This window comes from Pseudomonas sp. KH_024_B2 (genome assembly GCF_057839965.1).
Genome location: NZ_CM174502.1, coordinates 4,507,969 through 4,531,948 on the forward strand (window position 1 = coordinate 4,507,969; position 23,980 = coordinate 4,531,948).

General features: G+C 58.9%; 25 protein-coding genes and 1 tRNA gene. 4 read left to right on the top strand and 22 right to left on the bottom strand.

Annotated features, from left to right (window positions below; all coding sequences use genetic code 11):
- The first annotated feature begins 181 nt into the window (after positions 1 to 181).
- Together AC3I0A_RS21065 and AC3I0A_RS21070 are read left to right on the top strand one after the other, a co-directional pair.
- Positions 182 to 526, top strand: coding sequence for a pilin assembly protein (locus tag AC3I0A_RS21065; RefSeq protein WP_489374354.1), 345 nt, complete (start codon positions 182 to 184; stop codon positions 524 to 526).
- Positions 527 to 832: 306 nt separating this feature from the next.
- Entirely contained in the window at positions 833 to 2,092 is a 1,260-nt protein-coding gene (locus AC3I0A_RS21070; protein WP_489374355.1) for an OprD family porin, read from the top strand.
- Between the two features lie 202 nt (positions 2,093 to 2,294).
- Here AC3I0A_RS21070 and pcaC read toward each other — a convergent pair whose 3' ends face one another.
- The 10 genes from pcaC to pcaR all read right to left on the bottom strand — a co-directional run bounded on the left by pcaC (position 2,295) and on the right by pcaR (position 12,153).
- Complete coding sequence (gene pcaC, locus AC3I0A_RS21075) at positions 2,295 to 2,687, bottom strand: 4-carboxymuconolactone decarboxylase (protein WP_150803589.1); 393 nt, start codon at positions 2,685 to 2,687, stop codon at positions 2,295 to 2,297.
- Positions 2,688 to 2,697: 10 nt separating this feature from the next.
- Positions 2,698 to 3,495, bottom strand: a complete 798-nt coding sequence (gene pcaD, locus AC3I0A_RS21080; RefSeq protein WP_489374356.1) for a 3-oxoadipate enol-lactonase — start codon at positions 3,493 to 3,495, stop codon at positions 2,698 to 2,700.
- A gap of 11 nt (positions 3,496 to 3,506) precedes the next feature.
- A complete protein-coding gene (locus tag AC3I0A_RS21085) occupies positions 3,507 to 4,871 on the bottom strand; it encodes a 3-carboxy-cis,cis-muconate cycloisomerase (protein WP_489374357.1) in 1,365 nt (454 codons plus the stop codon).
- A gap of 247 nt (positions 4,872 to 5,118) precedes the next feature.
- Complete coding sequence (pcaG, locus tag AC3I0A_RS21090) at positions 5,119 to 5,685, bottom strand: protocatechuate 3,4-dioxygenase subunit alpha (protein ID WP_489374358.1); 567 nt, start codon at positions 5,683 to 5,685, stop codon at positions 5,119 to 5,121.
- Position 5,686: 1 nt separating this feature from the next.
- On the bottom strand, positions 5,687 to 6,391 hold the full coding sequence (pcaH, locus tag AC3I0A_RS21095; protein WP_489374359.1) for a protocatechuate 3,4-dioxygenase subunit beta: 705 nt from the start codon (positions 6,389 to 6,391) through the stop codon (positions 5,687 to 5,689).
- Positions 6,392 to 6,429: 38 nt separating this feature from the next.
- The gene (gene pcaF, locus AC3I0A_RS21100; RefSeq protein ID WP_489378563.1) at positions 6,430 to 7,635 is read right to left on the bottom strand and encodes a 3-oxoadipyl-CoA thiolase; all 1,206 of its coding nucleotides are present in this window, start codon (positions 7,633 to 7,635) and stop codon (positions 6,430 to 6,432) included.
- The gene (locus AC3I0A_RS21105; protein ID WP_489378565.1) at positions 7,632 to 8,414 is read right to left on the bottom strand and encodes a CoA-transferase subunit beta; all 783 of its coding nucleotides are present in this window, start codon (positions 8,412 to 8,414) and stop codon (positions 7,632 to 7,634) included. The genes pcaF and AC3I0A_RS21105 overlap by 4 nt, the downstream gene beginning before the upstream one ends.
- Positions 8,411 to 9,268 carry a CoA transferase subunit A gene (locus AC3I0A_RS21110; RefSeq protein ID WP_489374360.1) on the bottom strand — a complete coding sequence of 286 codons (858 nt, stop codon included), beginning with the start codon at positions 9,266 to 9,268 and terminating at the stop codon, positions 8,411 to 8,413. The genes AC3I0A_RS21105 and AC3I0A_RS21110 overlap by 4 nt, the downstream gene beginning before the upstream one ends.
- Positions 9,269 to 9,666: 398 nt before the next feature.
- The gene (pcaK, locus tag AC3I0A_RS21115) at positions 9,667 to 11,013 is read right to left on the bottom strand and encodes a 4-hydroxybenzoate transporter PcaK (protein WP_489374361.1); all 1,347 of its coding nucleotides are present in this window, start codon (positions 11,011 to 11,013) and stop codon (positions 9,667 to 9,669) included.
- Positions 11,014 to 11,310: 297 nt separating this feature from the next.
- On the bottom strand, positions 11,311 to 12,153 hold the full coding sequence (pcaR, locus tag AC3I0A_RS21120) for a pca regulon transcriptional regulator PcaR (protein WP_489374362.1): 843 nt from the start codon (positions 12,151 to 12,153) through the stop codon (positions 11,311 to 11,313).
- Between the two features lie 714 nt (positions 12,154 to 12,867).
- Between pcaR and AC3I0A_RS21125 the strand changes: the two genes are divergently transcribed.
- Positions 12,868 to 13,068 (top strand): hypothetical protein, encoded by a 201-nt coding sequence (locus tag AC3I0A_RS21125; RefSeq protein WP_419119594.1) that lies wholly within the window; start codon positions 12,868 to 12,870, stop codon positions 13,066 to 13,068.
- Positions 13,069 to 13,237: 169 nt separating this feature from the next.
- Here AC3I0A_RS21125 and AC3I0A_RS21130 read toward each other — a convergent pair whose 3' ends face one another.
- Positions 13,238 to 13,381: a hypothetical protein gene (locus AC3I0A_RS21130; RefSeq protein ID WP_489374363.1), complete on the bottom strand. Its 144-nt coding sequence runs from the start codon at positions 13,379 to 13,381 to the stop codon at positions 13,238 to 13,240.
- 65 nt (positions 13,382 to 13,446) lie between these two features.
- Here AC3I0A_RS21130 and AC3I0A_RS21135 point away from each other — a divergent pair, with 65 nt between their 5' ends.
- Positions 13,447 to 14,922, top strand: coding sequence for an inorganic phosphate transporter (locus AC3I0A_RS21135; protein WP_489374364.1), 1,476 nt, complete (start codon positions 13,447 to 13,449; stop codon positions 14,920 to 14,922).
- Positions 14,923 to 15,517: 595 nt separating this feature from the next.
- Here the strand turns inward: AC3I0A_RS21135 and nadA are convergent.
- From nadA to ybgC, 11 genes are all read right to left on the bottom strand, one after another.
- Complete coding sequence (nadA, locus tag AC3I0A_RS21140; RefSeq protein WP_489374365.1) at positions 15,518 to 16,576, bottom strand: quinolinate synthase NadA; 1,059 nt, start codon at positions 16,574 to 16,576, stop codon at positions 15,518 to 15,520.
- Positions 16,577 to 16,850: 274 nt separating this feature from the next.
- Positions 16,851 to 16,926: transfer RNA gene (locus AC3I0A_RS21145), tRNA-Lys, on the bottom strand.
- A 62-nt stretch (positions 16,927 to 16,988) separates the two neighbouring features.
- Complete coding sequence (gene queC / locus AC3I0A_RS21150) at positions 16,989 to 17,690, bottom strand: 7-cyano-7-deazaguanine synthase QueC (RefSeq protein ID WP_489374366.1); 702 nt, start codon at positions 17,688 to 17,690, stop codon at positions 16,989 to 16,991.
- A 1-nt stretch (position 17,691) separates the two neighbouring features.
- On the bottom strand, positions 17,692 to 18,339 hold the full coding sequence (gene queE, locus AC3I0A_RS21155) for a 7-carboxy-7-deazaguanine synthase QueE (protein WP_489374367.1): 648 nt from the start codon (positions 18,337 to 18,339) through the stop codon (positions 17,692 to 17,694).
- A 167-nt stretch (positions 18,340 to 18,506) separates the two neighbouring features.
- Entirely contained in the window at positions 18,507 to 19,331 is an 825-nt protein-coding gene (gene ybgF, locus AC3I0A_RS21160; protein WP_489374368.1) for a tol-pal system protein YbgF, read from the bottom strand.
- A gap of 6 nt (positions 19,332 to 19,337) precedes the next feature.
- Positions 19,338 to 19,835, bottom strand: a complete 498-nt coding sequence (pal, locus tag AC3I0A_RS21165; RefSeq protein ID WP_489374369.1) for a peptidoglycan-associated lipoprotein Pal — start codon at positions 19,833 to 19,835, stop codon at positions 19,338 to 19,340.
- Between the two features lie 53 nt (positions 19,836 to 19,888).
- Positions 19,889 to 21,190, bottom strand: coding sequence for a Tol-Pal system beta propeller repeat protein TolB (gene tolB, locus AC3I0A_RS21170; RefSeq protein ID WP_489374370.1), 1,302 nt, complete (start codon positions 21,188 to 21,190; stop codon positions 19,889 to 19,891).
- Positions 21,187 to 22,266, bottom strand: a complete 1,080-nt coding sequence (gene tolA / locus AC3I0A_RS21175; RefSeq protein WP_489374371.1) for a cell envelope integrity protein TolA — start codon at positions 22,264 to 22,266, stop codon at positions 21,187 to 21,189. The genes tolB and tolA overlap by 4 nt, the downstream gene beginning before the upstream one ends.
- Positions 22,266 to 22,718 carry a protein TolR gene (gene tolR, locus AC3I0A_RS21180; protein ID WP_489378567.1) on the bottom strand — a complete coding sequence of 151 codons (453 nt, stop codon included), beginning with the start codon at positions 22,716 to 22,718 and terminating at the stop codon, positions 22,266 to 22,268. Before tolR ends, tolA begins: the two co-directional genes overlap by 1 nt.
- A gap of 23 nt (positions 22,719 to 22,741) precedes the next feature.
- On the bottom strand, positions 22,742 to 23,437 hold the full coding sequence (gene tolQ / locus AC3I0A_RS21185; protein ID WP_489374372.1) for a protein TolQ: 696 nt from the start codon (positions 23,435 to 23,437) through the stop codon (positions 22,742 to 22,744).
- Positions 23,427 to 23,894, bottom strand: a complete 468-nt coding sequence (ybgC, locus tag AC3I0A_RS21190) for a tol-pal system-associated acyl-CoA thioesterase (protein WP_489374373.1) — start codon at positions 23,892 to 23,894, stop codon at positions 23,427 to 23,429. The genes tolQ and ybgC overlap by 11 nt, the downstream gene beginning before the upstream one ends.
- Positions 23,895 to 23,980 lie beyond the last annotated feature (86 nt).

A 23,980-nucleotide genomic window follows, 5' to 3' on the forward strand; every position in this document is an offset into this window, starting at 1 on the left:
CGGGACGGCTCGGAAGGCTCAAGAGTGCCGCTCGCGTCACGTTCTTACAAGCCTGCGACGAATCGACTGTAAACCTTGCGCAATAAAGCTAGTCTCAATGTATGCCGTACAACGGCTTATCACCGGCCTACGCCGGTGACTCATCACGGCCTGCCACGAGCAGGTGATCATGGAGGTCGCTATGAAAATCCGTGAGCTCGCGCAACATTGGGAAGAAAATGCCAAAGGCAAGCTGACCAAGACCGGCTACACGATCCGTCTGGATGTAGAAGCAGCAGCCCGCCTGGCGGCGATTGTCGATATGTACCCCAAACGCAATCCTGAAGAACTGCTCGGCGAACTGATCGGCGCCGCACTGGAAGAACTCGAAGCGAGCTTTCCCTACGTCAAGGGCTCCCATGTCGTCGCCACCGACGAAGAAGGTGATCCACTCTATGAAGACGTCGGCCCTACCCCCCGTTTTCTCGCGTTGTCGCGACGCCATTTACACGAATTGTCCACGCGCACAGACAAGCAAAAGCACTGATCGCATCAAACAGCAAAAAATCCGGACTCCGATGAGGACTCCGGATTTTTTATGCCTCAAGGTCAACGCTTCTTCGTTCGATTATCGCCCAAAACCCGCCAACGCCAATTGAACCGCTCTGACCATCCACCGCACCATTCCCCGCACCGACATAAACCAATAACAACAGGTTAGACCCCATGACCCAGCGCCCTTCCCGCTCCGGCTGATCCACCCCGCTCGTTCCTTCAGCTCGACACTCATGTCTGCAACCCGACGTTGCGGCAGCGCCCTGCTTCATCCCTAACAATTAGAGAAGCCGATCACATGAAGCCATTCACCTTTTCCCCATCCACTCCACTCGCCCTGCTGGCCATAGCAGTGACGAGCGCAGCACTGCCGGTCATGGCCGAGGAATCCGGCTTTCTCGAAGGCGCCAAGGTCAACCTGAACCTGCGCAACTTTTACCTGAATCGCAACTTCACCAACCCGACCAAGACTCAGGGCAAGGCCGAAGAGTGGACCCAGAGTTTCATCCTCGATGCCAGGTCCGGCTTCACCCAGGGCACCGTCGGTTTCGGTATGGACGTGCTCGGCCTGTACTCGCTGAAACTCGATGGCGGACGCGGCACTGGCGGTACGCAGTTGCTGCCGCTCGATCACGACGGCCGCCCGGCCGACAACTTCGGTCGCCTGGGCGTGGCCTTTAAGGCGAAGCTTTCCCAGACCGAATTGAAAGTCGGCGAATGGATGCCGGTGCTGCCGATCCTGCGTTCAGACGATGGTCGTTCGTTGCCACAGACGTTCCGTGGCGGCCAGATCACCTCAAAGGAAATCGACGGCCTGACGCTCTACGGTGGCCAGTTCCGCGCCAACAGCCCGCGTGACGACAGCAGCATGAGCGACATGTCGATGAGCGGCAAAGCGGCGTTCACCTCCGACCGTTTCAACTTCGCAGGCGCCGAATACGCCTTCAATGAAAAACGCACCCAGATCGGCCTATGGAACGCCGAACTCAAGGACATCTACAGCCAGCAATTCCTCAACCTGACCCACACTCAGCCTCTGGGCGACTGGACCCTGGGGGCCAATCTGGGCTTCTTCTATGGCAAGGAAGACGGCAGCGCCCTGGCCGGCGATCTGGATAACAAGACCTGGTCCGGACTGCTTTCGGCCAAATACGGCGGCAACACCTTCTATGTCGGCCTGCAGAAAGTCACCGGTGACAACGCCTGGATGCGGGTCAACGGCACCAGCGGCGGCACCCTGGCCAACGACAGCTACAACTCAAGTTATGACAACGCCAGGGAAAAGTCCTGGCAGCTGCGCCATGACTACAACTTCGCAGCCGTCGGTGTGCCCGGCCTGACCCTGATGAACCGCTACATCAGCGGCGACAATGTGCACACTGGGACCATCACCGACGGCAAGGAGTGGGGCCGCGAGAGCGAACTGGCCTACACCGTGCAGAGCGGCACCCTGAAAAACCTCAACCTCAAATGGCGTAACTCCATGCGTCGCGACTACAGCAACAACGAGTTCGACGAGAACCGGGTGATTGTGAGCTACCCGATCAGTTTGCTCTAAGCCAAAAACAGCTTCGCGGGGTAGGAGCAGCCGGGCGGCGTTCCGTTTGCTCGCGATGGACTCAAGGGCGGCGCGTTTATCCAGCAAACACGCGTCATCGTTAACGTCCATCGCGAGCAAGCTCGCTCCCACAGGTTCAGCGCAGATCCTGTGGGAGCGGGCTTGCCCGCGAAGGCGATATACCTGCCAATCGAATACCGGGTTATTCCCGCGATTCAACCCCCAACTCATCCCACACCGACTCGGCCAGGTGAAAGGTCGCGTTGGCCGCCGGAATGCCGCAGTAGATCGCGCTCTGCATCAGCACTTCCTTGATCTCGGCGCGGGTCACGCCGTTGCTCGCGGCGGCGCGTAGATGCAGTTTGAGTTCTTCATTGCGGTTCATGCCGATCAGCATGGCGATGGTGATCAGGCTACGGGTGTGCCGAGGCAGGCCCGGGCGGGTCCAGATATCACCCCAGGCATGGCGGGTGATCATTTCCTGAAACTCCGAGTTGAACTCGGTGAGCGCATTCAGGCTGCGGTCGACATGGGCATCACCGAGGACCGCGCGACGCACTTGCAGACCTTCGTCATAGCGTTGTTTCTCGTCCACGAGCCGCTCCTCAGATGCTTTCAGCTAACAGAAATTCCAGCACACGGTCACTGAATGCAGCGCCAGCCTGAACGTTGGACAGGTGCGCGGCATAAAACCCGGCGTACTCGGCGCCTTGCACATTAGCCTGGATAAAGTGCCCACCCGCCGGCGGCGTGACCGCATCTTCAGTGCCGCTAATCACCAGCGTCGGTACCTTGATCGACGACAATTGCTCGCGGAAATCGGCATCACGCACCGCTGCGCAATTGGCGGCATAGCCTTGCGGTGACGTGGCGGCGAGCATGTCGGTAATCTGTTTGGTCTGTTGTGGATTGGCCTCGGCGAAATCCGCGGTGAACCAGCGGGCAATCGATGCATCACGCAAGGCAACCATCGCCGCCGGGCCGTCGCGCAGCACGGTTTCGATCCGTGGATTCCACACCGATGGATCACCGATTTTCGCCGCGGTATTGCACACCACCAGCTTGCGCAGACGCTCACCGGCATTGATCCCCAGCCACTGGCCGATCAGCCCGCCCATGGACAAGCCACAAAAATGCGCGCGTTCTATATGCAAGGCATCGAGCAGCGCCAGTACGTCATGACCCAGTTGCTCGATGCTGTAAGGCCCCGGCGTCACCAGTGAACCACCGTGGCCACGCGTATCGAAACGCAGCACCCGGAAATGTTCGGCAAAGGCCGGGATCTGCAGGTCCCACATGTGCAGATTGGTGCCCAGCGAGTTGGACAGCACCAGCACCGGCGCATCTTCAGGGCCATCGAGTTGGTAGTTCAGTTCGCCATCGGCGAGTTGTACGAATCCCACAGCAGTCTCCTTCAGGCATTCAAAGCAAAATGTTCAGCCACCGCTCGCTCGACCCAGGTATGGGCCTGACCGAGGTAATGGGCAGGGTCCAGCAGACGATCGAGTTCATCGCTTGAAAGTTGCGCGCTCACCTGCGGTTCATCGCCGAGCACCGCGCGCAGATGACGCTGCTCAGCGACGGCCCGCTTGCAGCACTGTTCGAGCAGATGATGAGCGGTATCGCGCCCTACACGCTGGGCGAGGACGATACTCACCGCTTCGGCCAGCACCAGGCCCTGAGTCAGGTCGAGGTTTTTCGCCATGCGCGCGGCATCGACCTCCAGCCCTTGCGCCACCAGCAAGGCTTGCTGCAAGGCACCGGACACCAGGCAGCAAATCTCCGGCAGGGTTTCCCATTCGGCATGCCACAGACCCAGGCTACGTTCGTGTTCCTGAGGCATCGCGCTGAACAGCGTTGCCAGCAAACCCGGCACCCGGGTCGCGGCGCCGATCAGCACCGCGGCGCCCACCGGATTGCGTTTGTGCGGCATGGTCGATGAACCGCCCTTGCCTGGCGCAGCGGGTTCGAACACCTCCGCCGCTTCGGTCTGCATCAACAAACTGATATCGCGACCGAGTTTGCCCAGGCTGCCGGCGATCAGGCCCAGTACTGCCCCGAACTCCACCAGTCGATCGCGCTGGGTGTGCCAAGGTTGTTCCGGCAGCCCGAGTTGCAATTCCTGGGCGAGCGCCTCGGCAATCGGCATGGCCTGCTCACCCAGCGCCGCGAGAGTCCCGGAGGCGCCGCCGAATTGCAGCACCAGCAGGCGCGGCTTGAGCTCTCGCAGACGTTGCCGGCTGCGGGTTACAGCTCCCAGCCAACCGGCGATTTTCATGCCCAGGGTCACCGGCGTCGCATGTTGCAACCAGGTGCGCCCGGCCAGCGGTGTGGCCACATAGCGCTCAGCCTGGGTCGCCAGGGTTTCGCCGAGTCGCGCCAGCTCACTTTCAATCAGTTGCAAGGCGCTGCGCAGTTGCAGCACCAGGCCGGTGTCCATCACGTCCTGGCTGGTGGCACCCAGATGCACATAACGCTCGGCCTCGGCGTCATGGGCGGCGAGCTGTTTACCCAAAGCCTTGACCAATGGGATCGCCGAATTTCCCGCCGTGGCAATCGCCTCGCCCAGCGCGAAGAAGTCGTAATGTTCAGCACGACACGCCGCTTCAATCGGCGCGACTGCGGTCTGCGGAATCAACCCGACCCGCGCCTCGGCCCGCGCCAGCGCCGCTTCGAAATCGAGCATGGCCTGTACCCGGCCCCGATCGCAGAACACTTCACGCATATCGCGGGCAGTGAAGTAGGTGTCGAACAATTGATTGCTCGGTCGTTCGCTCATAAACAATCCCTTGGAGGCGTACGCCCGCAAAGGGTGCACGCGGATAGAGTTTAGGCACACTTTGTAACCCATTCCGTATCCTGAGAGCACCGCTCATCAATGTGGCGAGGGAGCTTGCTCCCGCTGGACCGCGAAGCGGGCCCAAAACCGGCAACTGCGATTTATCAGGCAGATCGCGTCAGCCGGATTTACGGCCGCTGCGCGACCGAGCGGGAGCAAGCTCCCTCGCCACAAAAAACGAGTGAACTCAGTAATCGAAAAACACCGTCTCGGCATCCGTCCCCTGCAGGATCACATTCCACTGGTAGATACCCGCCGCATCCGCCTTGGCCAACAGGGTGCTGCGGCGTTCTGCCGGGACACACTCGAGCAGCGGGTCGGCGGCGTTGGCCGGTTCGCCGTCGAAGTAGATGCGCGTCAGCAAGTGTTTGACCAGCCCGCGAGCGAACACCAGCACCACCAGATGCGGCGCCTGGGTCGTACCGTTGAGGCCCGGTACCGTGCCCGGTTTGATGGTGGTGAAACGGAAGCGCCCTTCGGCGTCCACCGGCACCCGGCCAAAGCCTTCGAAGTTCGGGTCCAGGGGTTTGTCCTGATCGTCTTCGACGTGGTCGTACTTGCCGGCAGCATTGGCTTGCCAGACTTCCAGCATCGCATCGTTGACGAAATCGCCGTTGCCATCGACGACCTGCCCGGTGATCGCCACACGCTCGCCCAAGGTTTCGGGGGTCGTCAGGTCTTCACGGTTCAGCCAGGTCAGACCGATGTGGTAATACGGGCCGACGGTGTGTGAAGTAGTCGCAGTGAGCGTCATCTTATTTCTCCATCGGCGTGGCTTCGCGGCCGCGCAAAACGATGTCCCAGCGATAACCGAGGGCATAGGAAGGGATGGTTTTTTCCAGGTCGAAGCTGGCGATCAAGCGCTCTTTGGCACTGGTGTCCGGCACGCAGTTGTAGATCGGGTCGTAGGCCAGCAGCGGATCGCCGGGGAAATACATCTGGGTCACCAGCCGTGTGAGGATACTCGGGCCAAACAGCGAAAAATGGATATGCGCCGGGCGCCAGGCGTTGTGGTGATTGCCCCACGGGTAGGCACCCGGTTTGATGGTCTGGAACTGGTACCAGCCATCGGCGTCGGTGACCGTGCGGCCGGAGCCGGTGAAGTTCGGGTCCAGCGGAGCATCGTGCAGGTCGCGCTCATGGTTGTAGCGTCCGGCGGCGTTGGCCTGCCAGATCTCCACCAGAATCCCCGGCACCGGCAGGCCATTTTCATCCAGCACGCGGCCATGAATGATGATCCGCTCACCGAGTGGTTCGCTTTCATGCTGGGCAGTCAGGTCGTTGTCTTGGTCTTGCAGGTACTCGGCGCCAATGGTCGGGCCGGTGATTTCCGACAACGAATGAGGCAAAAACACCAACGGTTTGGACGGCGAACGACTGTTGGTGGATTTGTAGGCAGGATGCAGATATTCCGGCTGAGTGCCCGCTTGCGGGCGACGGTAACCAGGCTTGTCAGTCATGGATCAATCCTCTTTTCTTGTCAGTCAGCAGCGACGCGTCAGACGCGCTCGATCGCCAAAGCCAGGCCCTGGCCCACGCCGACGCACATGGTCGCCAGGCCTTTCTTGCCGCCGGTTTTTTCCAGATGGTGCAAAGCGGTCAGCACCAGCCGCGCACCGCTCATGCCCAACGGATGACCCAAGGCGATGGCGCCGCCGTTCGGGTTGACCTGCGCCGCGTCATCCGCCAGCCCCAGTTCACGCAGCACCGCCAAACCCTGGCTGGCGAAGGCTTCGTTGAGCTCGATCACGTCGAAATCACTGACAGCCAGGCCCAGGCGCTCGGTCAATTTACGCACCGCCGGCACCGGACCGATACCCATGACCCGTGGCGCGACACCGGCACTGGCCATGCCCAATACTCGGGCGCGAGCGGTCAGGCCATGTTTTTTCACGGCGTCGGCCGAGGCCAGAATCAACGCCGCCGCACCATCATTAACGCCCGAAGCGTTGCCGGCGGTGACGGTTTTATCCGGACCATTCACCGGTTTGAGTTTGCTCAGGGTTTCCAGCGAGGTGTCGGCACGCGGGTGCTCGTCCTGTTCGACCACGCTCTCGCCCTTCTTGTGGGCAATACGCACCGGGACGATTTCTTCAGCGAAGAATCCTGCTGCTTGTGCGGCCGCAGTACGTTGCTGACTGCGCAAGGCGAAAGCATCCTGATCGGCGCGGGAAACCTGGTAGTCATCGGCGACGTTATCGGCGGTTTGCGGCATCGCATCGACGCCGTATCGGGCCTTCATCAACGGGTTGATAAAGCGCCAGCCGATGGTGGTGTCTTCCAGTTTCATGTTGCGCGAGAACGCCGCGTCAGCCTTGCCCATGACGAAGGGCGCGCGGGACATCGACTCGACGCCGCCGGCAATCGCCAACTCCATCTCGCCGCTGGCAATCGCCCGAAAGGCGGTACCGATGGCGTCCATGCCCGAAGCGCAGAGACGGTTGAGGGTCACGCCGGGAATGCTTTCTGGAAGACCGGCCAGCAGCAAGGCCATGCGCGCGACATTGCGGTTGTCTTCGCCGGCCTGGTTGGCGCAGCCGAGGAACACCTCGTCCACCGCGCTCCAGTCCACCGAAGGGTTGCGCTCCATCAGCGCCTTGATCGGCACGGCGGCCAGATCGTCTGCACGTACGGCCGCCAGACCACCGCCGAAACGGCCGATGGGGGTACGGATCGCGTCACAGATAAAGACTTCGCGCATCAGGCTTCTCCCGGTGCTTGGCCGTGGGCCGCTGCGGTGCGTGCTTCGAGATCACGCAACGCGGTCAGCTCGACTTCAGTCGGCTCGGCGGTGTGTTCAAGCTGGTCGGCGAAGCGAACGGCCCAACCGGTGGCGGCAATCACCTGCTCGCGGGTCACGCCCGGGTGCAGCGCGGTGACCACGAATTCGTGGCTGTCGGCTTCCGGTTCCATGATGCACAGGTCGGTAATGATTCCCACCGGCCCGGCACCCGGCAGACCGAGACGTTTGCGCGAATCGCCACCTTCACCATGGCCGACCGACGTAATGAAATCGAGCTTGTCGACAAACGAACGCGCCGATTGCTTGAGGATGATCAGCACGCTTTTCGCCGAACCGGCGATCTCTGGCGCACCACCGGCACCGGGCAGACGGACTTTCGGCTGATGGTAATCGCCCACCACGGTGGTGTTGATGTTGCCGAAACGATCAACCTGCGCGGCACCGAGGAAGCCGACGTCGATGCGCCCACCCTGCAGCCAGTAGCGAAAAATCTCACCGGTCGGAACGACGGTGTCGGCGGTTTCCGCCAGTTCACCGTCACCGATCGACAGCGGCAGTACAGTCGGCTTGGCGCCAATCGGGCCGGACTCGTAGATCAGCACCACATCCGGCGAGGAGGTCAACCGCGCCAGGTTGGCAGCCTTGGAAGGCAGGCCGATACCGACGAAGCACACCGAACCGTTCTTCAACCGGCGGGCGGCGGCGACGGTCATCATTTCATTGGTGGAGTAAGTCATTATTTGGCCTCCATTGCTGCGGCCAGTTTGGCCTGGAATTCACTGAAGTCAGCGCTGCCGTGGATGTATTCGTTGATCCAGGCGGTGAAGGTTTCGCGGTCGCGGGCAATCGCATCCCAAGCCTGGTAGAAACGGTTGTCACGCTCGGTGTAACCGTGGGCGTAGGACGGATGTGCACCGCCGGGTACATGGCAGACGGCACTCAAGGCCCAGGTCGGCAACACGCAGGCGTTCATCGGGGCCTTCAGGTCGTCGACGATCTCTTCGACGGTGACGATGCAGCGTTTGGCCGCCAGCGCCGCTTCTTTCTGTACGCCAAGAATGCCCCAGAGCAGCACGTTGCCTTTACGGTCGGCTTTCTGAGCATGGATCACCGTGATATCCGGGCGCACCGAAGGCACCGCCGCCAGCACTTCGCCAGTGAACGGGCAGGTCACGCTTTTGATCAGCGGGTTGACCTTCGGCAAGTCGGAACCGGCGTAGGCCCGCAGCACCGCGAATGGCAGACCGGAGGCACCGGCAACGTAGGCATTGGCCAGGTCGGCATGGCTGTGTTCTTCGATCTCCAGCGCGTGCGGCCACTGCCTCTCGACGGCGTCACGCAACCGATGCAGGGAACCGACGCCCGGGTTGCCGCCCCAGGAAAAAATCAGCTTGCGAGCACAACCGGCACCGATCAACTGGTCGTAGACCAGGTCAGGCGTCATCCGCACCAGGGTCAGGTCTTTCTTGCCCTGGCGAATGATTTCATGACCCGCCGCTGTCGGGATCAGGTGAGTGAAGCCTTCGAGCGCGACGGTATCGCCGTCGTTGACGAATTGCTTCACCGCGTCGTGCAGCGAAAGGATTTCAGCCATGGGTGGACTCCCGAATTCAGTAAACCGACGTGGAAGAAAAGGCGCGATGAGCAGCGCCGGATGACTGAAGATTAAGCCTCTAAAAAAACCCAAACAATCCGATAATCGACTAAGTGTTCGTTTATCGAACAGATTGTTGTCAGGCTAACGGTTGTGCGTTGCTGCTGAAAAGCTTCGCGGGCAAGCCCGCTCCTACAGGAATCTCTGTCGATACACGGTCCCTGTGGCGAGGGAGCTTGCTCCCGCTCGGCTGCGCAGCAGTCGTAAAACCTGAGAATGCGGTATGCCTGACACAACGGGGTTGCAGATTTCAGGACCGCTTCGCGCTCCAGCGGGAGCAAGCTCCCTCGCCACAAAAGCCCGCTTACCATCACGACAGCGATCTTTTCAAAATCTAATCAGGTCGCATCCGCATGACTGACCATGCCCTTGATCACCACCGCCGTGGTCGCCAGCGCCGCCGGGATCACCAGTGCCGTCAGCACTTGCTCGAAGTTCCAGCCCAGACCCAACAGTGTCGCGCCCATCCAGGCACCGAGAATCGCGCCGAAACGACCGATCCCGAGCATCCACGACACACCGGTCGCCCGGCCTTGGGTCGGGTAAAAGCGCGCAGCCAGCGACGGCATGGCCGATTGCGCGCCGTTGACGCACATGCCAGCGACCAGCACCAGGGTCGCCAACAGTGTGATGTTGCCCAGGCTCTGCCCCACTGCGTAGGCAAAGACCCCGGCCAACAGATAGAAAATGCCGATAACCTTGTGCGGATTGAACCGGTCCATCGCCCAGCCCACTGCCACTGCGCTGAGTACCCCGCCGAACTGAAACAACGCACCAATGAACGCCGCCTGCTCCATGCTCGCGCCGCTGTCACGCATCAGCGTCGGCAACCAGCTGGTCAACAGATAGACGATGACCAGCCCCATGAAATAGGTCAGCCATAACAACAAGGTCCCGGTGCTGTAGGTACCAGAGAAGATCACCGCGAACACATTGCGAGCCTTCACGGTTTTCTGCTCAGGCACGCTGAAACTGGCAGCTTGGGCGACGACGCCCGGATCGATTGGCGCCAGCGCCTTGCGCACTTTGTCGGTGCCACGATTGCGCACCACCAGATACCGTGCGGACTCCGGCAGCCAGAGCAACAAGACCACCGACAGGATCAATGGCAGGACTCCGCCGATCATCAACAGGCTGTGCCAGCCGAACGCCGGAATCAGCTTGGCCGAAATGAAACCGCCACCGGCCATGCCCAGGTTGAACCCGCAAAACATACTGGTCACCAGCAGCGACTTGTGCCGCTCGGGGGTGTACTCGGACAGCAGTGTGGTGGCATTCGGCATGCCGGCGCCCAAACCCAGCCCCGTCAAAAAGCGCAGTATCAACAGTTGGTCAACGTTGCTGCTGTAGGCCGATGCCAGGCTGAATGCACCGAACACCAGCACCGCCCCCACCAGTACGACTTTGCGGCCAAAGCGATCGGCCAGCGGGCCAGAGCCCAGAGCGCCGAAGACCATCCCGATCAGCGCCGCACTCATCACCGGGCCGAGGCTGGCCCGATCGATTCCCCAATCCTGCGACAGCGCCGGCGCAATGAAGCCCATGGCGGCGGTGTCCAGGCCGTCGAGAAAAACAATCAGAAAACACAGGATCACCACCCGCCACTGATAGCGGGACAGCGGTTGGGCATTGATAAAGGACTGCACATCGAGGCAGGTCCCTACAGCAGGCAGAGGCTGATTCATTATTTTTATTCCACACGAGATGCGCAGGCGAACAGATGCCGGCAACGGCCAGCGGTTTCACAAAAGGGGCAATGCCGCAATCAGGCGACCCGGGCTCGGTGGCAGAACCGGTGCAGGCAACGGCTGGCGGGGAAAGTGCTCATGGGGGGCTGGCCTCTTCATTATTATTGGGTCGCCGCCCGGCTGATGGCAGGTAACCCACATCGCCGGATGACGCTGCCGCGACATTAATGAAGCAAGGGAAACAGCGTCAATTCACCAAACCCGTATCTGTGCGTTTACCGAACAGCTTCAGCATCAGGCAAACAACTGCGCACTCAGATCGCGGCTGGCGCTCAGCAGGCCAGGCAGAAAGCGCTGTTCCAGCTCATTGCGGCTCACGCGTCCGGCGTGAGTGCTGACGTTCAACGCTGCCAGCACTTGCCCGGAAGCGTCGTACACCGGAACAGCGATGGAACGCAGACCTTGCTCGAGCTCCTGATCGACAATGCACCAGCCTTGCTGACGAACCTGTTGCAGGCATTCGAGCAGCGCTTCGGGGGTGTGCAAGGTGCGACTGGTCTTGGCTTGTAATTCGGCGTGATCGAGGTAGTCGTGAAGCGAGGCATCGTCCAGCGCTGCCAGCAGGATCCGTCCCATGGAGGTGCAGTAGGCCGGCAGACGTCCGCCCACCGACAGATCAACGGAGATCAGTCGTTGAGTCGTCGCCGAGCGGGCGATATACAAAATGTCATCGCCCTCCAGCGTGGCCATGTTGCAAGCCTCGTGAAGTTGCTCGCTCATGCGGTCCAGATAAGGCTGGGCCGAAACCGCCAACGGCGTCGAGGACAGGTAGGCGTGGCCCAGGGTCAGTACCTTGGGCAGCAGCGAATAGGTGCGGCCATCGGTGGTCGCGTAACCGAGCTTGATCAGCGTATGCAGACAACGGCGCACCGCCGCCCGGGGAATTTCCGTGCGATGGCTGATCTGAGCGATGGTCAGGTGGCGTTTGCGCTCCTGAAAGGCCTGCACCACAGCCAGACCTCGTGCCAGTGACGTCATGAAATCCGGGTCGCCGGTGAATGCCTGGATCCGCTTGGCCGCAGAGGCAACGATTGGCGGGGCCACTGAAGCGAAAGAGTTACGCAATTGATCGTTCATTTCAGGTCCTTTCCACCCAGGTCGACATCTATTACAGGCTGCTGAGTGGCGAATACACAAGCCACCGGCAGTCAGCATTGGGCGATTATCGAACCATCAGCCGATAATCGCAATTGCACCCCTCTGGCTGCAGTGACGGGTTTTCTTCTCAGGCACATTCATGCCTGGCATTGCTGATTGGCAAGAGTTCACACTATCTGGATGAGCCGGCATCACCTGTGGGCGTCAGCTTCTTATCCTTCAAAACTTGTACGCATTATTGTCGTCAAAAAACAGACATCAACACTGCGCCAGCAAGAAAATACACTTGCTGACAAAACTTTCCGGTAACAAAACCCTCATACAAAGTTGACGGTTTTTAACTTCATGATGATAGTGTTGTTCAGATCGACCGCTATAATGCATCCTATGTGGAAAGTGGTTTCTCTATACCATCGGATCCAATCATCAGGCTGCGCACGTTCCAATGGCGCTCCCTGTAGTAACCGCCTGGCGGCTCATTCAAATGATCAGCCAATGCGCTTGCAAGAAAGGAAAACTGTTTCACGGCAGCTATTCTTCTCTGGTGCCGTGATCGCATCCAACAAGGACGCTGTTTACCGGGTCGCCCTCAAACGCCGAGACCTTTATTGGTCGGGCCTGTGACACGACTTGATAAACACCATCGTTGTACTGCGTATCACCAGAATTTATCCAACTCAATCAGGTAGCAATGTGACAAAAGACGAACTGCGCGCGGAACTTGAGCGCCAGGAACAACGTTACAAGGAAGTTTACGGCGGGGAAGTCACCACCTACGCCGCCCAGCCCGAACCAGAACGCAAACCCTGGCGTAAGCGCGCCAGCATTCTCGATCAGGCTTTTACTCAAGAGCTGCAAAAAATGGAAAAGGAACTCAAAGCCGAAGAGCCATGACTGCTCGGGCTTGAATCCTTCAGGGCTGGCCACATCCCTGCCAGATAAAAGCTGGCCGGATCGTTGACCCTATCCCGCTCGCTACCAGCGAACGGCTGCGACCTCAGCCCAACCGGATGAGGCATATAGCTCGCGGCTAGCCTTCCATTTGAAATTACATACAAATGTTTCAAGCGCTCATCGTGTCGAAAAAATCAGCCTGACTTTCGATCATCAGCAACAATATCAACAGGTTGCCAAAGCCCGAAAAAACCTGGGCCGCAGGGTCTTCCTGCACACCGATTCGTTGAAGAATTTTACCGATGAGCAGCAAGTGCATCGATTACCTGGGTTTTCTGGCATAATCGCGCCCCCTTACGACCGGGTCAGAAAACCTTCATGATTGATTTATTCAGCGGACTGGATGCTTGGGTGCTTGTGAGCCTCTTGCTCGCCCTGGCCTTTGTCCTCGCCTTCGAGTTCATCAACGGCTTTCATGACACCGCTAACGCGGTGGCCACTGTTATCTACACCAAAGCCATGCCACCCCATCTGGCGGTGTTCTTTTCCGGTGTATTCAACTTCCTCGGCGTGTTGCTCGGCGGGGTTGGCGTGGCCTATGCAATCGTCCACTTGCTGCCGGTGGAGCTGCTGATCAATGTGAACACCGGCCACGGGCTGGCGATGGTGTTCTCGTTGCTCGCCGCCGCGATCACCTGGAACCTGGGCACCTGGTACTTCGGTATCCCGGCTTCCAGTTCGCATACCTTGATCGGTTCGATCCTCGGTGTGGGCCTGGCGAACGCACTGATCAACGACATTCCGCTGGCGGATGGCGTGAACTGGCAGAAAGCGATCGATATCGGCATGTCCCTGGTGTTCTCGCCCATGGCCGGCTTCCTCGTAGCAGGGCTGGTGCTGCTGAGCCTGAAATGGTGGCGTCCGCTGTCCAAGATGCACAAAACCCCGGACCAGCGTCGCCAGATCGATGACAAGAAGCATCCACCGTTCTGGAACCGCCTGGTCCTGGTGGTTTCCGCAATGGCGGTGAGCTTTGTGCACGGTTCCAACGATGGCCAGAAAGGCATCGGCCTGATCATGCTGGTATTGATCGGTATCGTTCCGAGCCAGTTCGTTCTCGACCTGGGCAGCACCACTTACCAGATCGAACGCACCCGTGATGCGACCTTGCACCTGAGCCAGTTCTATCAGCGCAACAACGATTCTCTGGGTGAGTTCCTGGCGCTGGGCAAAAGCGTTAAAGACGACTTGCCGGGAAAATTCCGCTGCAACCCGCAACAAACCGAACCGACCATTTCCGCCCTCCTGAGCACTCTCAACGGCGTAGCTGACTATCAATCGCTGTCGGCCGAAAGCCGCATCGAAGTGCGTCGCTACCTGCTTTGCCTGGACGACACTGCGAAGAAAGTCGGTAAGTTGCCGACGCTCCACGCCCGTGAAAAAGCCGACCTGAACAAGCTGCGCAAAGACCTGACCGCCACCACCGAGTACGCACCTTTCTGGGTGATTCTCGCGGTTGCACTGGCCTTGGGCCTGGGCACCATGATCGGCTGGAAGCGTGTGGTACTGACCATCGGTGAGAAAATCGGCAAGCAAGGCATGACCTATGCCCAGGGCATGTCGGCGCAAATCACCACTGCCTGCGCCATCGGCATGGCCAACATCTTCGCCTTGCCGGTGTCGACCACCCACGTGCTGTCCTCAGGGGTTGCCGGGACCATGGTCGCCAACAAGAGCGGCCTGCAAGGCGGAATGGTGAAGACCATCCTGCTGGCCTGGGTCCTGACCCTGCCTGCGACAGTGACCCTGTCAGCCGGCTTGTTCTGGCTGGCTTCGAAAGTCCTCGGCAGCTGATTTTCAGCCTGCTGCAAAAAAGGTGCGATCCGTTTGGGTCGCACCTTTTTTTATGCCTGTGGGAATGTGTTCAAGGCCGGCTCGGCTTTTGCTTTTTGATCTGCCCACCCCGGGGGAGATCAACAGCTTCGCGAGCAGGCTCGCTCCCACAATGGCTCGGCGTACAACTCGCTGTTCACCACTCAACAGGCCGAGCGTTAGCTCGCCTGCAGCTTTTGATCTTGATGCACCGCCCCCTCGAGAGGCCGAGCGCAGGTTCTGCGCAGTGGGCAACCCGGCATGGATGCCGGGTTAGCCGCGCACGGCCATGGATGGCCGATCGCGGCGGGCCCACGGAGCAGGACCGGAGCGAGGGCATGCCGAGCCTAGGCGAGGCACCGAACGAAAGGGGCAAGAGCCCTTGGTTACTTGGGGCTTTTCCAAGTGACCCGCCGTCAGGGCGGAACCATTAGTGGCCGTTACCGCAGGAATGGATATGTACACCCGCAAGAGACAGGCCGGCTGTCAGGCCGCCTTCGCAGGCAAGCCAGCTCCCACATGGATCGGTGTATAGCCGCGAGAGACAGGTCGCCTGCACAGACGACCTGCCAGCAGATCAGGCATTACCCGCCAGCTTCATACGTGCAGCCTGGGTAAAGTCGAGCATCCGCTTGAGCGGCCGAATGGCCTGGGGAATCAACGCCGGGTCGACAAAGATCTCATTGGAACCCTCTCGCAGGCTCTTCAGCGTACGCTCAAGGGTGTTCATCGCCATCCACGGGCAATGCGCGCAACTGCGGCATGTCGCACCGTTACCGGCCGTTGGCGCCTCGATGAACACCTTGTCCGGACACAACTGCTGCATCTTGTAGAAAATGCCGCGGTCGGTGGCAACGATAAAGGTCTTGTTCGGCAGATTCTGTGCAGCTGCGATGAGCTGACTGGTAGAACCCACCGCATCGGCCAGATCGATGACCGCAGTCGGCGACTCAGGGTGAACCAGAATCGCCGCCTCCGGATACAGCGCCTTCATGTCTTCGAGCTGCTTGGCCTTGAACTCTTCATGGACGATACAGGCGCCGTCCCAGAGCAACATGTCAGCACCGGTTTTACGCTGGATATAAGTCCCCAGATGCTTGTCCGGGCCCCAGATGATCGTCTCACCGTTATCCATCAGGCTTTCGACGATCTCCAGCGCACAACTGGAAGTCACTACCCAATCAGCCCGGGCTTTGACGGCAGCTGAAGTGTTGGCATACACCACCACCGTGCGCTCGGGGTGCTGATCGCAAAACGCCGAAAACTCGTCCACCGGACAACCCAGATCCAGCGAGCAAGTCGCTTCCAGGGTCGGCATCAGCACCCGTTTTTCCGGATTGAGGATTTTTGCCGTCTCGCCCATGAACTTCACCCCGGCGACCACCACAGTCTTGGCCGGATGGGCGTTGCCGAAGCGGGCCATCTCCAATGAGTCGGACACACAGCCGCCGGTTTCTTCGGCCAGGGCCTGAATGATCGGATCGCAATAGAAGTGGGCAACCAGCACCGCGTCCTGAGCCTTGAGCTCGGCAGCGATGGCGGCACGGTAATAGGCTTGCTCTTCGGTGCTTAGCGGCTTGGGCTGCTTGGCGTCGAGGTGAGCTTGAACCAGAAGGCGTTCGGATATTTGCGTCATGTTCGCAAGACCTGCAAGCGCGGTTGCGCGTAAGTCGAGTATACCACCGGCTCCGGCCCCATCAGGGCCCCGCCGGGAGAGTGAGTTCATCAGGCACGGACAGCGTTGAAGCTGCGCAAGGCTACAGAATATCCAGTGGATTCAAAAGATGATTCTGACCTGCGTAAAGCAGTGAAGCGCCAGGACAGGACGGAGCTAAAATCCAGGGCAAAAAAAAATCTGGAAATCCGCATTTTCATGGGCCTTCCAGATTTTCAAACATCTACATCTAAAATGGTGGGTCGTGTGGGATTCGAACCTACGACCAATTGGTTAAAAGCCAACTGCTCTACCAACTGAGCTAACGACCCGCTGTGTGGTGCGCGTATAATACTGATTTTTAACGGGAATTCAACACCTGATTTGAAATAAATCAGAAATAACGTGTTGGGTCGCTGATTCCTGCCGCAGAGAAGCCCTCAGCACGCAGACGGCAACTGTCACATTTCCCACATGCGCGACCATTATCATCCGCCTGATAGCAGGACACCGTGAGCCCGTAGTCGACGCCAAGTCGTACACCAGCCTTGACGATATCGGCCTTGCTCAAGTTCTGCAGCGGCGCCTGGATACGGAAGCCCTTCCCCTCTACCCCGGCCTTTGTAGCCAGGTTAGCCATGCGCTCGAAAGCCTCGACGAACTCGGGACGGCAGTCCGGATAGCCGGAGTAGTCCACCGCGTTCACACCAATGAAGATGTCTCGCGCGCCGAGCACTTCCGCCCAGCCAAGGGCCAGCGAGAGGAACACGGTATTGCGCGCCGGCACGTAGGTCACCGGAATACCTTCGCTCGGCACTTCTGGCACATCGATTGAACTGTCGGTCAGAGCCGAGCCGCCAATGCCGTTCAGATTCAGGCCAATCACCTTGTGCTCGACGACACCAAGATCCCGGGCAACCCGAGCGGCGGCGTCCAGTTCGGTACGATGGCGCTGACCGTAATCAAAGCTCATGGTGTAGCAGCTGTAACCATCGGCGCGGGCCATCGCCACCACCGTCGCCGAATCCAGACCGCCCGACAGCAGGATTACCGCGCGCTTCTCATTCGAAAGCTCTTGCTTCAATTGCTCAGTCATTTCAGCGCCCCGGCTCGTCATTCCAAAGATATTTATGCAACTGCAGTTGCAGGCGCACTGGCAGGTTATCCGCCACGACCCAATCCGCCAGATCACGAGCATTGAGATCATGGTGACTTGGGGAGAACAGAACTTCGCCGGCACGCTGATCCAGACCGTACTGAATCAGCTTGGACACGGCCCAGTCATAGTCTTCACGGGAACAGATGACGAACTTGACCTGATCGTTTGGCGTCAGCAGCTCGATGTTTTCGTAGCGGTTACGGTGAGACTCTTTGGAGCCGGGAGTTTTCAGGTCGACGACGCGACTGACCCGCGGATCGACCGCCGAGATATCCAGGGCACCGCTGGTTTCCAGCGACACCTCGTAACCGGCATCACACAGCTGCTTGAGCAAAGGAATGGCATTCGGTTGTGCCAGCGGCTCGCCGCCGGTGACACAGACGTAACGCGGACGGAAACCGGCCACTTGCTCGAGAATGTCGTCGAGCGGGCGAATGGTGCCGCCAGTGAACGCATAGGCGCTGTCGCAGTATTGGCAACGCAATGGGCAGCCGGTCAGGCGCACAAATACAGTGGGCAGCCCGGCCGTCCGCGTTTCACCCTGCAACGAGTAAAAAACTTCGGTGATTCTCAATGTGTCTTGCATAGTCGCCACGGGCGTAACAGCTAAACAGGCTGTCCGCCTCCGTCAGGCACTTCAAGGAACCCCGCAACCGCGCGAATCCCAAAAAGCGTATTTCATAAAAAGGGTATGAATTCTAACGAAAAAACCCGCGATAAGCGCGGGTTTCTTTCAAAACGGGTCAAGCACGCTTACATGCGCTGCAAGTCGCGCTGGGCCAGCTGAGCGGCAGAAGTGCCCGGATACTGGGCGACAACCTGCTGCAGAATGCCTTTGACCTTGTCGGTATGACCCAGTCGGCGTTCTACATCAGCGAGCTTGTACAGCGAGTCCGGCACCTTGGGATGCTTGGGATACAGCTGGCTAACCTTGGCGAAAGCCTGGCCGGCACCTTGCAGGTCGCCCTTGGCCAGATTCACTTCACCCAACCAGTATTGAGCATTGCCCGCGTACTGGCTGTTCGGGTATTTGCGCAGGAATGCGGTGAAGGCCTGACTGGCCTTGTCGAAATCCTTGGCTTTGATCAGGTCGAAGGCTGCGTCGTAATACAGCTTTTCCTTCGCCGGATCAGCCGGTTCGCTACTTGCCGCAGGAGCCTGAGTGGCAGGCGCTACAGCTGCACCGGGGGCATTGAGATCACCACCGGCTGGAGAATTTTCAGGAGCCGCGGCAGGAGCACCGCCAGTTCCAATACGCCGATCAAGATCCTGGTATCGCTCCAGGTTTTCCTGCTTCATGCGTGCGACATCATTTTGCAGAACTTCAATCACACCTTGTTGCCGGGCGATTTGCTCCTGCATTTGTTGCAGCTGGTTAAACAGCTCACCCTGTGCCGAGACAGGGGCCGAAACCCCTCCCCCGGCATAGGCGCCGTTCGTACCGTAACCCGCAGGCGGATAACTGCTTCCGCCATTGTTATAGCCAGAGTTGTCCTCGACCACAGGAACCGCAGCCCCCGCCGCAAGCGGCAGGAGGCTGAGAGCCAAAACAGTTACAGCACGACGGCACGTTCGCATGGCGAATTACTTACGCAGTTCGACGCGACGGTTTTGAGCCCAGGACTGCTCGTCGTTGCCGGTAGCAACTGGACGCTCTTCGCCGTAGGAAACCAGTTCAGCCTGAGCTGGGGAAACACCTTGCAGTACCAGGTAACGCTGAACGGCTTTCGCACGACGCTCGCCCAGTGCCATGTTGTACTCACGAGTACCACGTTCGTCGGTGTTGCCTTCCAGAACAACGCGAGCGCCGTTTGCTTTCAGGTCTTTGGCGTGAATGTCCAGGGAGCGCATGGCTTCTGGCTTCAGGTCCGAGCTGTCGTATTCGAAGTAGAAGGTGGTGATTGCGCGCAGAGCAGCTTCTTCGCTCAGGGAGCCATCAACAGCACCAGTGTTAGCGCCGTAACCAGCGTTTGGATCGACAGCGCCTTCACCGGCATTGTCGCCGCCTTTGGACGAGCAACCTACAGCTACAGCCATGGCCAGGGCCAGCGCAGCAAACTTACCAAACTTCAGCATTTCCATCTGTGAAACTCCTAATGAACCCCAATGTGTTAAGTACAACGTGTAGCGCCGCGTCAGTTCAGGTAAGGGGACCAGGAAGGTTCTCTGACTTCGCCTTGTGCGGTAGGAAGCGGGAGCCTTACGCGTCCATTAATGGACACGAGCATCAAGACTCCCCGGCCCTGCTGGCGGGTGGCGTAGATTACCATGGTGCCGTTGGGCGCGACAGTAGGCGACTCATCAAGTGTGCTGTCGGTAAGGATTTTTACGCTTCCGCGTTGCAAATCCTGGGCCGCTACCTTGAAATTAGTGAAGCCATCCTGACGGTGAATCATCACCAGGGTCTTTTCATCCGCTGACAGTTTCGGGTTGGCGTTGTAGTTACCAACAAAGCTCACACGCTCAGCCCCGCCGCCACTTGCGCTGGTTTTGTAGATTTGTGGCTTGCCACCACGATCGGACGTGAAGTAGATGGTCGAACCATCTTTACCCCAGAACGGTTCGGTATTGATGCCTGGGCCGCTGGTCACGCGAGAGAGCTGACGCGAGCCCATATTCATTACATAAATATCCGGATTTCCGTCCTTGGACAGCACGAAAGCCAGTCGCTGACCGTCCGGCGACCATGCTGGCGCGCCATTCAGGCCTTCAAAGTTGGTGATCTGCTCGCGGCGACCGGTATCGATGTGCTGAACGAAGATGCGCGGACGCTTCTGTTCGAACGACACATAGGCAATACGCTTGCCATCAGGCGCGAAACGCGGCGACAGGATTGGCTCGCGCGATTGCAACAAGGTCACTGCACGCGCGCCGTCGTAGTCGGAACGCTGCAAGGTGTAACGCGTGTTGCTCGCCGAAAAACGCTCGGCGGTCACGTACAGCATGCGCGTCGAGAAAGCACCCTTGATACCGGTGAGCTTCTCGAACGACTGGTCGGCGATGTAGTGGGACATGTCGCGCAGTTGATCGACGCTGCCCGACACGCTGCCGGTCAGCACTTGCTGCTCGGTGGCGACGTTGAACAGTGCGTACTGCACCTGCAGGCGACCGCCAGCCGGAACAATGCTGCCGACCATGATGTACTGGGCGCCAACAGCCTTCCAGTCACGGAAAATGATTTCGCTCGCCTGGCTTGGCTGGCTGATCATGTTCTGCTTTGGAATCGGCGAGTAGTAACCCGAGTTACGCAGGTCATTACCGATGATTTCCGCCATGTCGTCCGGCAGCACGCTACCGCCCTGCCAGCCGAATGGCACTACTGCAATCGGTGTCGCCCGGTCACTGCCGCTGGTGACCAGAATATTTTTTTCATCCGCCGCCGCTATTCCTGCCAGGCAGCAAATAACGACAAGCATTCCTCGAAGAAGGTTTCTCACAAGGCTAGATCCTCAGGTGTGAATGTCATCTTGAATGAACGATAGGGAGCGAAATCGCTCGGTTTCATTCCCTGCATTTCTGTCAAACGACCAATATTCTTGACCGCCGCTACCGCAGAACTGTCAAACGGACCATCGCCACTGGACCTGGCCACAGTCACCGAAGTCACTGTACCGTCCGGCAACATGCCGATTTGCAGCACTACCGTCATGTTCTTGCGTGCCGAAGGAGGACGTGCCCACCCTTCCGCTGCCCGAGCACGAATCAGATCGTCGAAACTGCCGGCGACTTCATCGCCCTGCTCATCGGCCAACGCTTGCTGGCGCTCCGGCGTGTCGGAAAGCAAATCGGCCAAGGCCTGAGCCTTTTTCTCTTCGGCGGATTTACGTGCCGCTTCCTGCGACTTTTTCTTCGCAGCATCGGCAGCAGCTTTCTTCTTCGCGTCTTCGGCGACTTTCTTCTTCGCCTCTTCAGCTTCAGATTTCTTCTTGGCGTCTTCGGCGGCTTTCTTCTTCGCGTCTTCGACGATTTTTTTCTTCGCTTCTTCAGCGGCCGCTTTCTTGGCCTCTTCTTCAGCAGCTTTTTTGGCTTCTTCTTCAGATTTCTTCTTGGCTATATCAGCCAATTGTTTCTCTTCGGCCTTTTTGGCTTCGGCGGTCTTCTTCGCTTCATCGGCTTTCTTGGCTTCATCAGCCTTTTTTGCCTCTTCCGCTTTCTTCGTCTCGTCGGCCTTCTTGGATTCTTCGGCTTTTTGAGCCGCATCTTCCTTCTTTTGTTCCGCGGCCTTGATCGCTTCCTGTTCGATCTTCTTCTGTTCCATCTGTTCGACTTCGGTCTGACGTGCAGCGGATTTCTTCGCCTCACCCGCAATCTTCTGATTGGTCTGGGTAGTCGCCTGACTTTTCGATTTCAGCTGATACAGGGTCGCCTGGACGATCGGTTTGGCCGGTGGCAACTCCGGGGTGAAGGCAAAACTGACGAACAGCATGCCAAACACCAGAATATGCAGGGCAATCGCCCAGACACTAGGCCAGAAGTAGCTTTCCGAAGCGGACGGCTCTCGCTGTTGCTGCATCAGGGCGCCTCGGTAATCAAGCCAACATTACCGACCCCGGCTTTCTGCAACCCGCCCATGGCCCCCATGACGGCACCGTAATCGACGGTCTTGTCGCCACGGATAAAGACCTGGGTACGCTTGCCGTTTCCATTACCGGCGCGAATGATCTTGGTCACGGCGTCGGTCATCTGCGGCAAGGTCATCGCCTTGTCCTGCTGCTTTTCGGTATCGACTTCGCTGCCAAGGTTCCAGTAGTAGGTCTTGTCAGCCTTGATCGAAATGGTCAGGACCTGAGTGTTGTTGTCTTGCGGCAAGGCTTCGCTGGAAACCTTGGGCAGATCAACCTTCACGCCCTGATTGAGCATCGGCGCGGTCACCATGAAGATGACCAGCAGTACCAGCATCACGTCGATGTAGGGCACCACGTTCATCTCGGCAACCGGCTTGCGCTTTTTACGAGCTCGAGCGATTAAAGCCATTGGGAAATACCTGCTTATTCTTCGCTGGTGTGCACTTTGCGGTGCAGGATCGCCTGGAACTCGTCGGCGAAGGTGTAGTAACGGCCGATCAAGGTCTCGCCACGAGCGGCAAAACGGTTGTAGGCGATTACTGCGGGGATTGCCGCGAACAGGCCAATGGCGGTAGCGATCAGTGCCTCGGCAATACCTGGAGCCACAGTGGCCAGGGTCGCTTGCTGGGCCATTGCCAGACCACGGAAGGAGTTCATGATCCCCCAGACGGTACCGAACAGACCGATGTACGGGCTGACGGAACCTACGGTGGCGAGGAACGGCAGGCTCTGCTCGAGCTTTTCTTCTTCACGGGAAATAGCCACGCGCATGGCACGCGCCACGCCTTCCATGACCGCTTCCGGATCAACGCCTGACTGCTGACGCAGACGGGAGAATTCCTTGAAGCCGGCACGGAAAATCTGCTCTACGCCTGAGTCCGGATCCGGATTGCTACCGGCCTGACGATAGAGTTTCGACAGGTCGATACCTGACCAGAAGCGCTCTTCAAAGCCCTCCAGGGCACGTCGACCGGCGCGCAGCAGGGTGCTGCGCTGAAAGATCATGATCCATGAAGTGACCGATGCAGCCACCAGGATCAGCATTACCAACTGCACAACGACGCTGGCATTGCTGACCAGGCTCCACATGGAGGTATGGTCGACGACGTTAGCTTCCACGCTTTATCTCCTGCTCTAAGTGTGTACCCGCGCCGCTCACGCCGGCGAAGGCCGCACGTAGAGCTTCGGGAATGGCCCGGGGTTTCAAACTATCGGTGCGCACACAGGCCACCAAAAACTGCCCTTCACAGAGCAGTACATTATCCGTAGCCCGCCTGACCTGCTGTTTAAAGCGCAGGCTGGCACGGTTCAATTCGATTACTTCAGCGCTTACCAGAAGCTCGTCATCCAGTCGCGCCGGCGCGTGGTAACGCGCTTCGCTGGAATGCACGACGAACAACAGGTCCTCCCCGGCAAGCGTGGATTGGGCAAAGCCCAGCTCCCGTAGCCGCTCGGTTCGAGCCCGTTCCATAAACTTAAGGTAATTGACGTAATACACGATGCCGCCGGCATCGGTGTCCTCGTAATAAACGCGACAACGATGTGCGAACGACTCAAGCCCGTTTTGCGCGCGCATACTCTAGTGGTTACTCCTCAGGTTGCCAATCCGGCCAGGCAACTGTTTTTCATTCTCGAACGCTTTTCTCGTGAAAGAACGGCAAT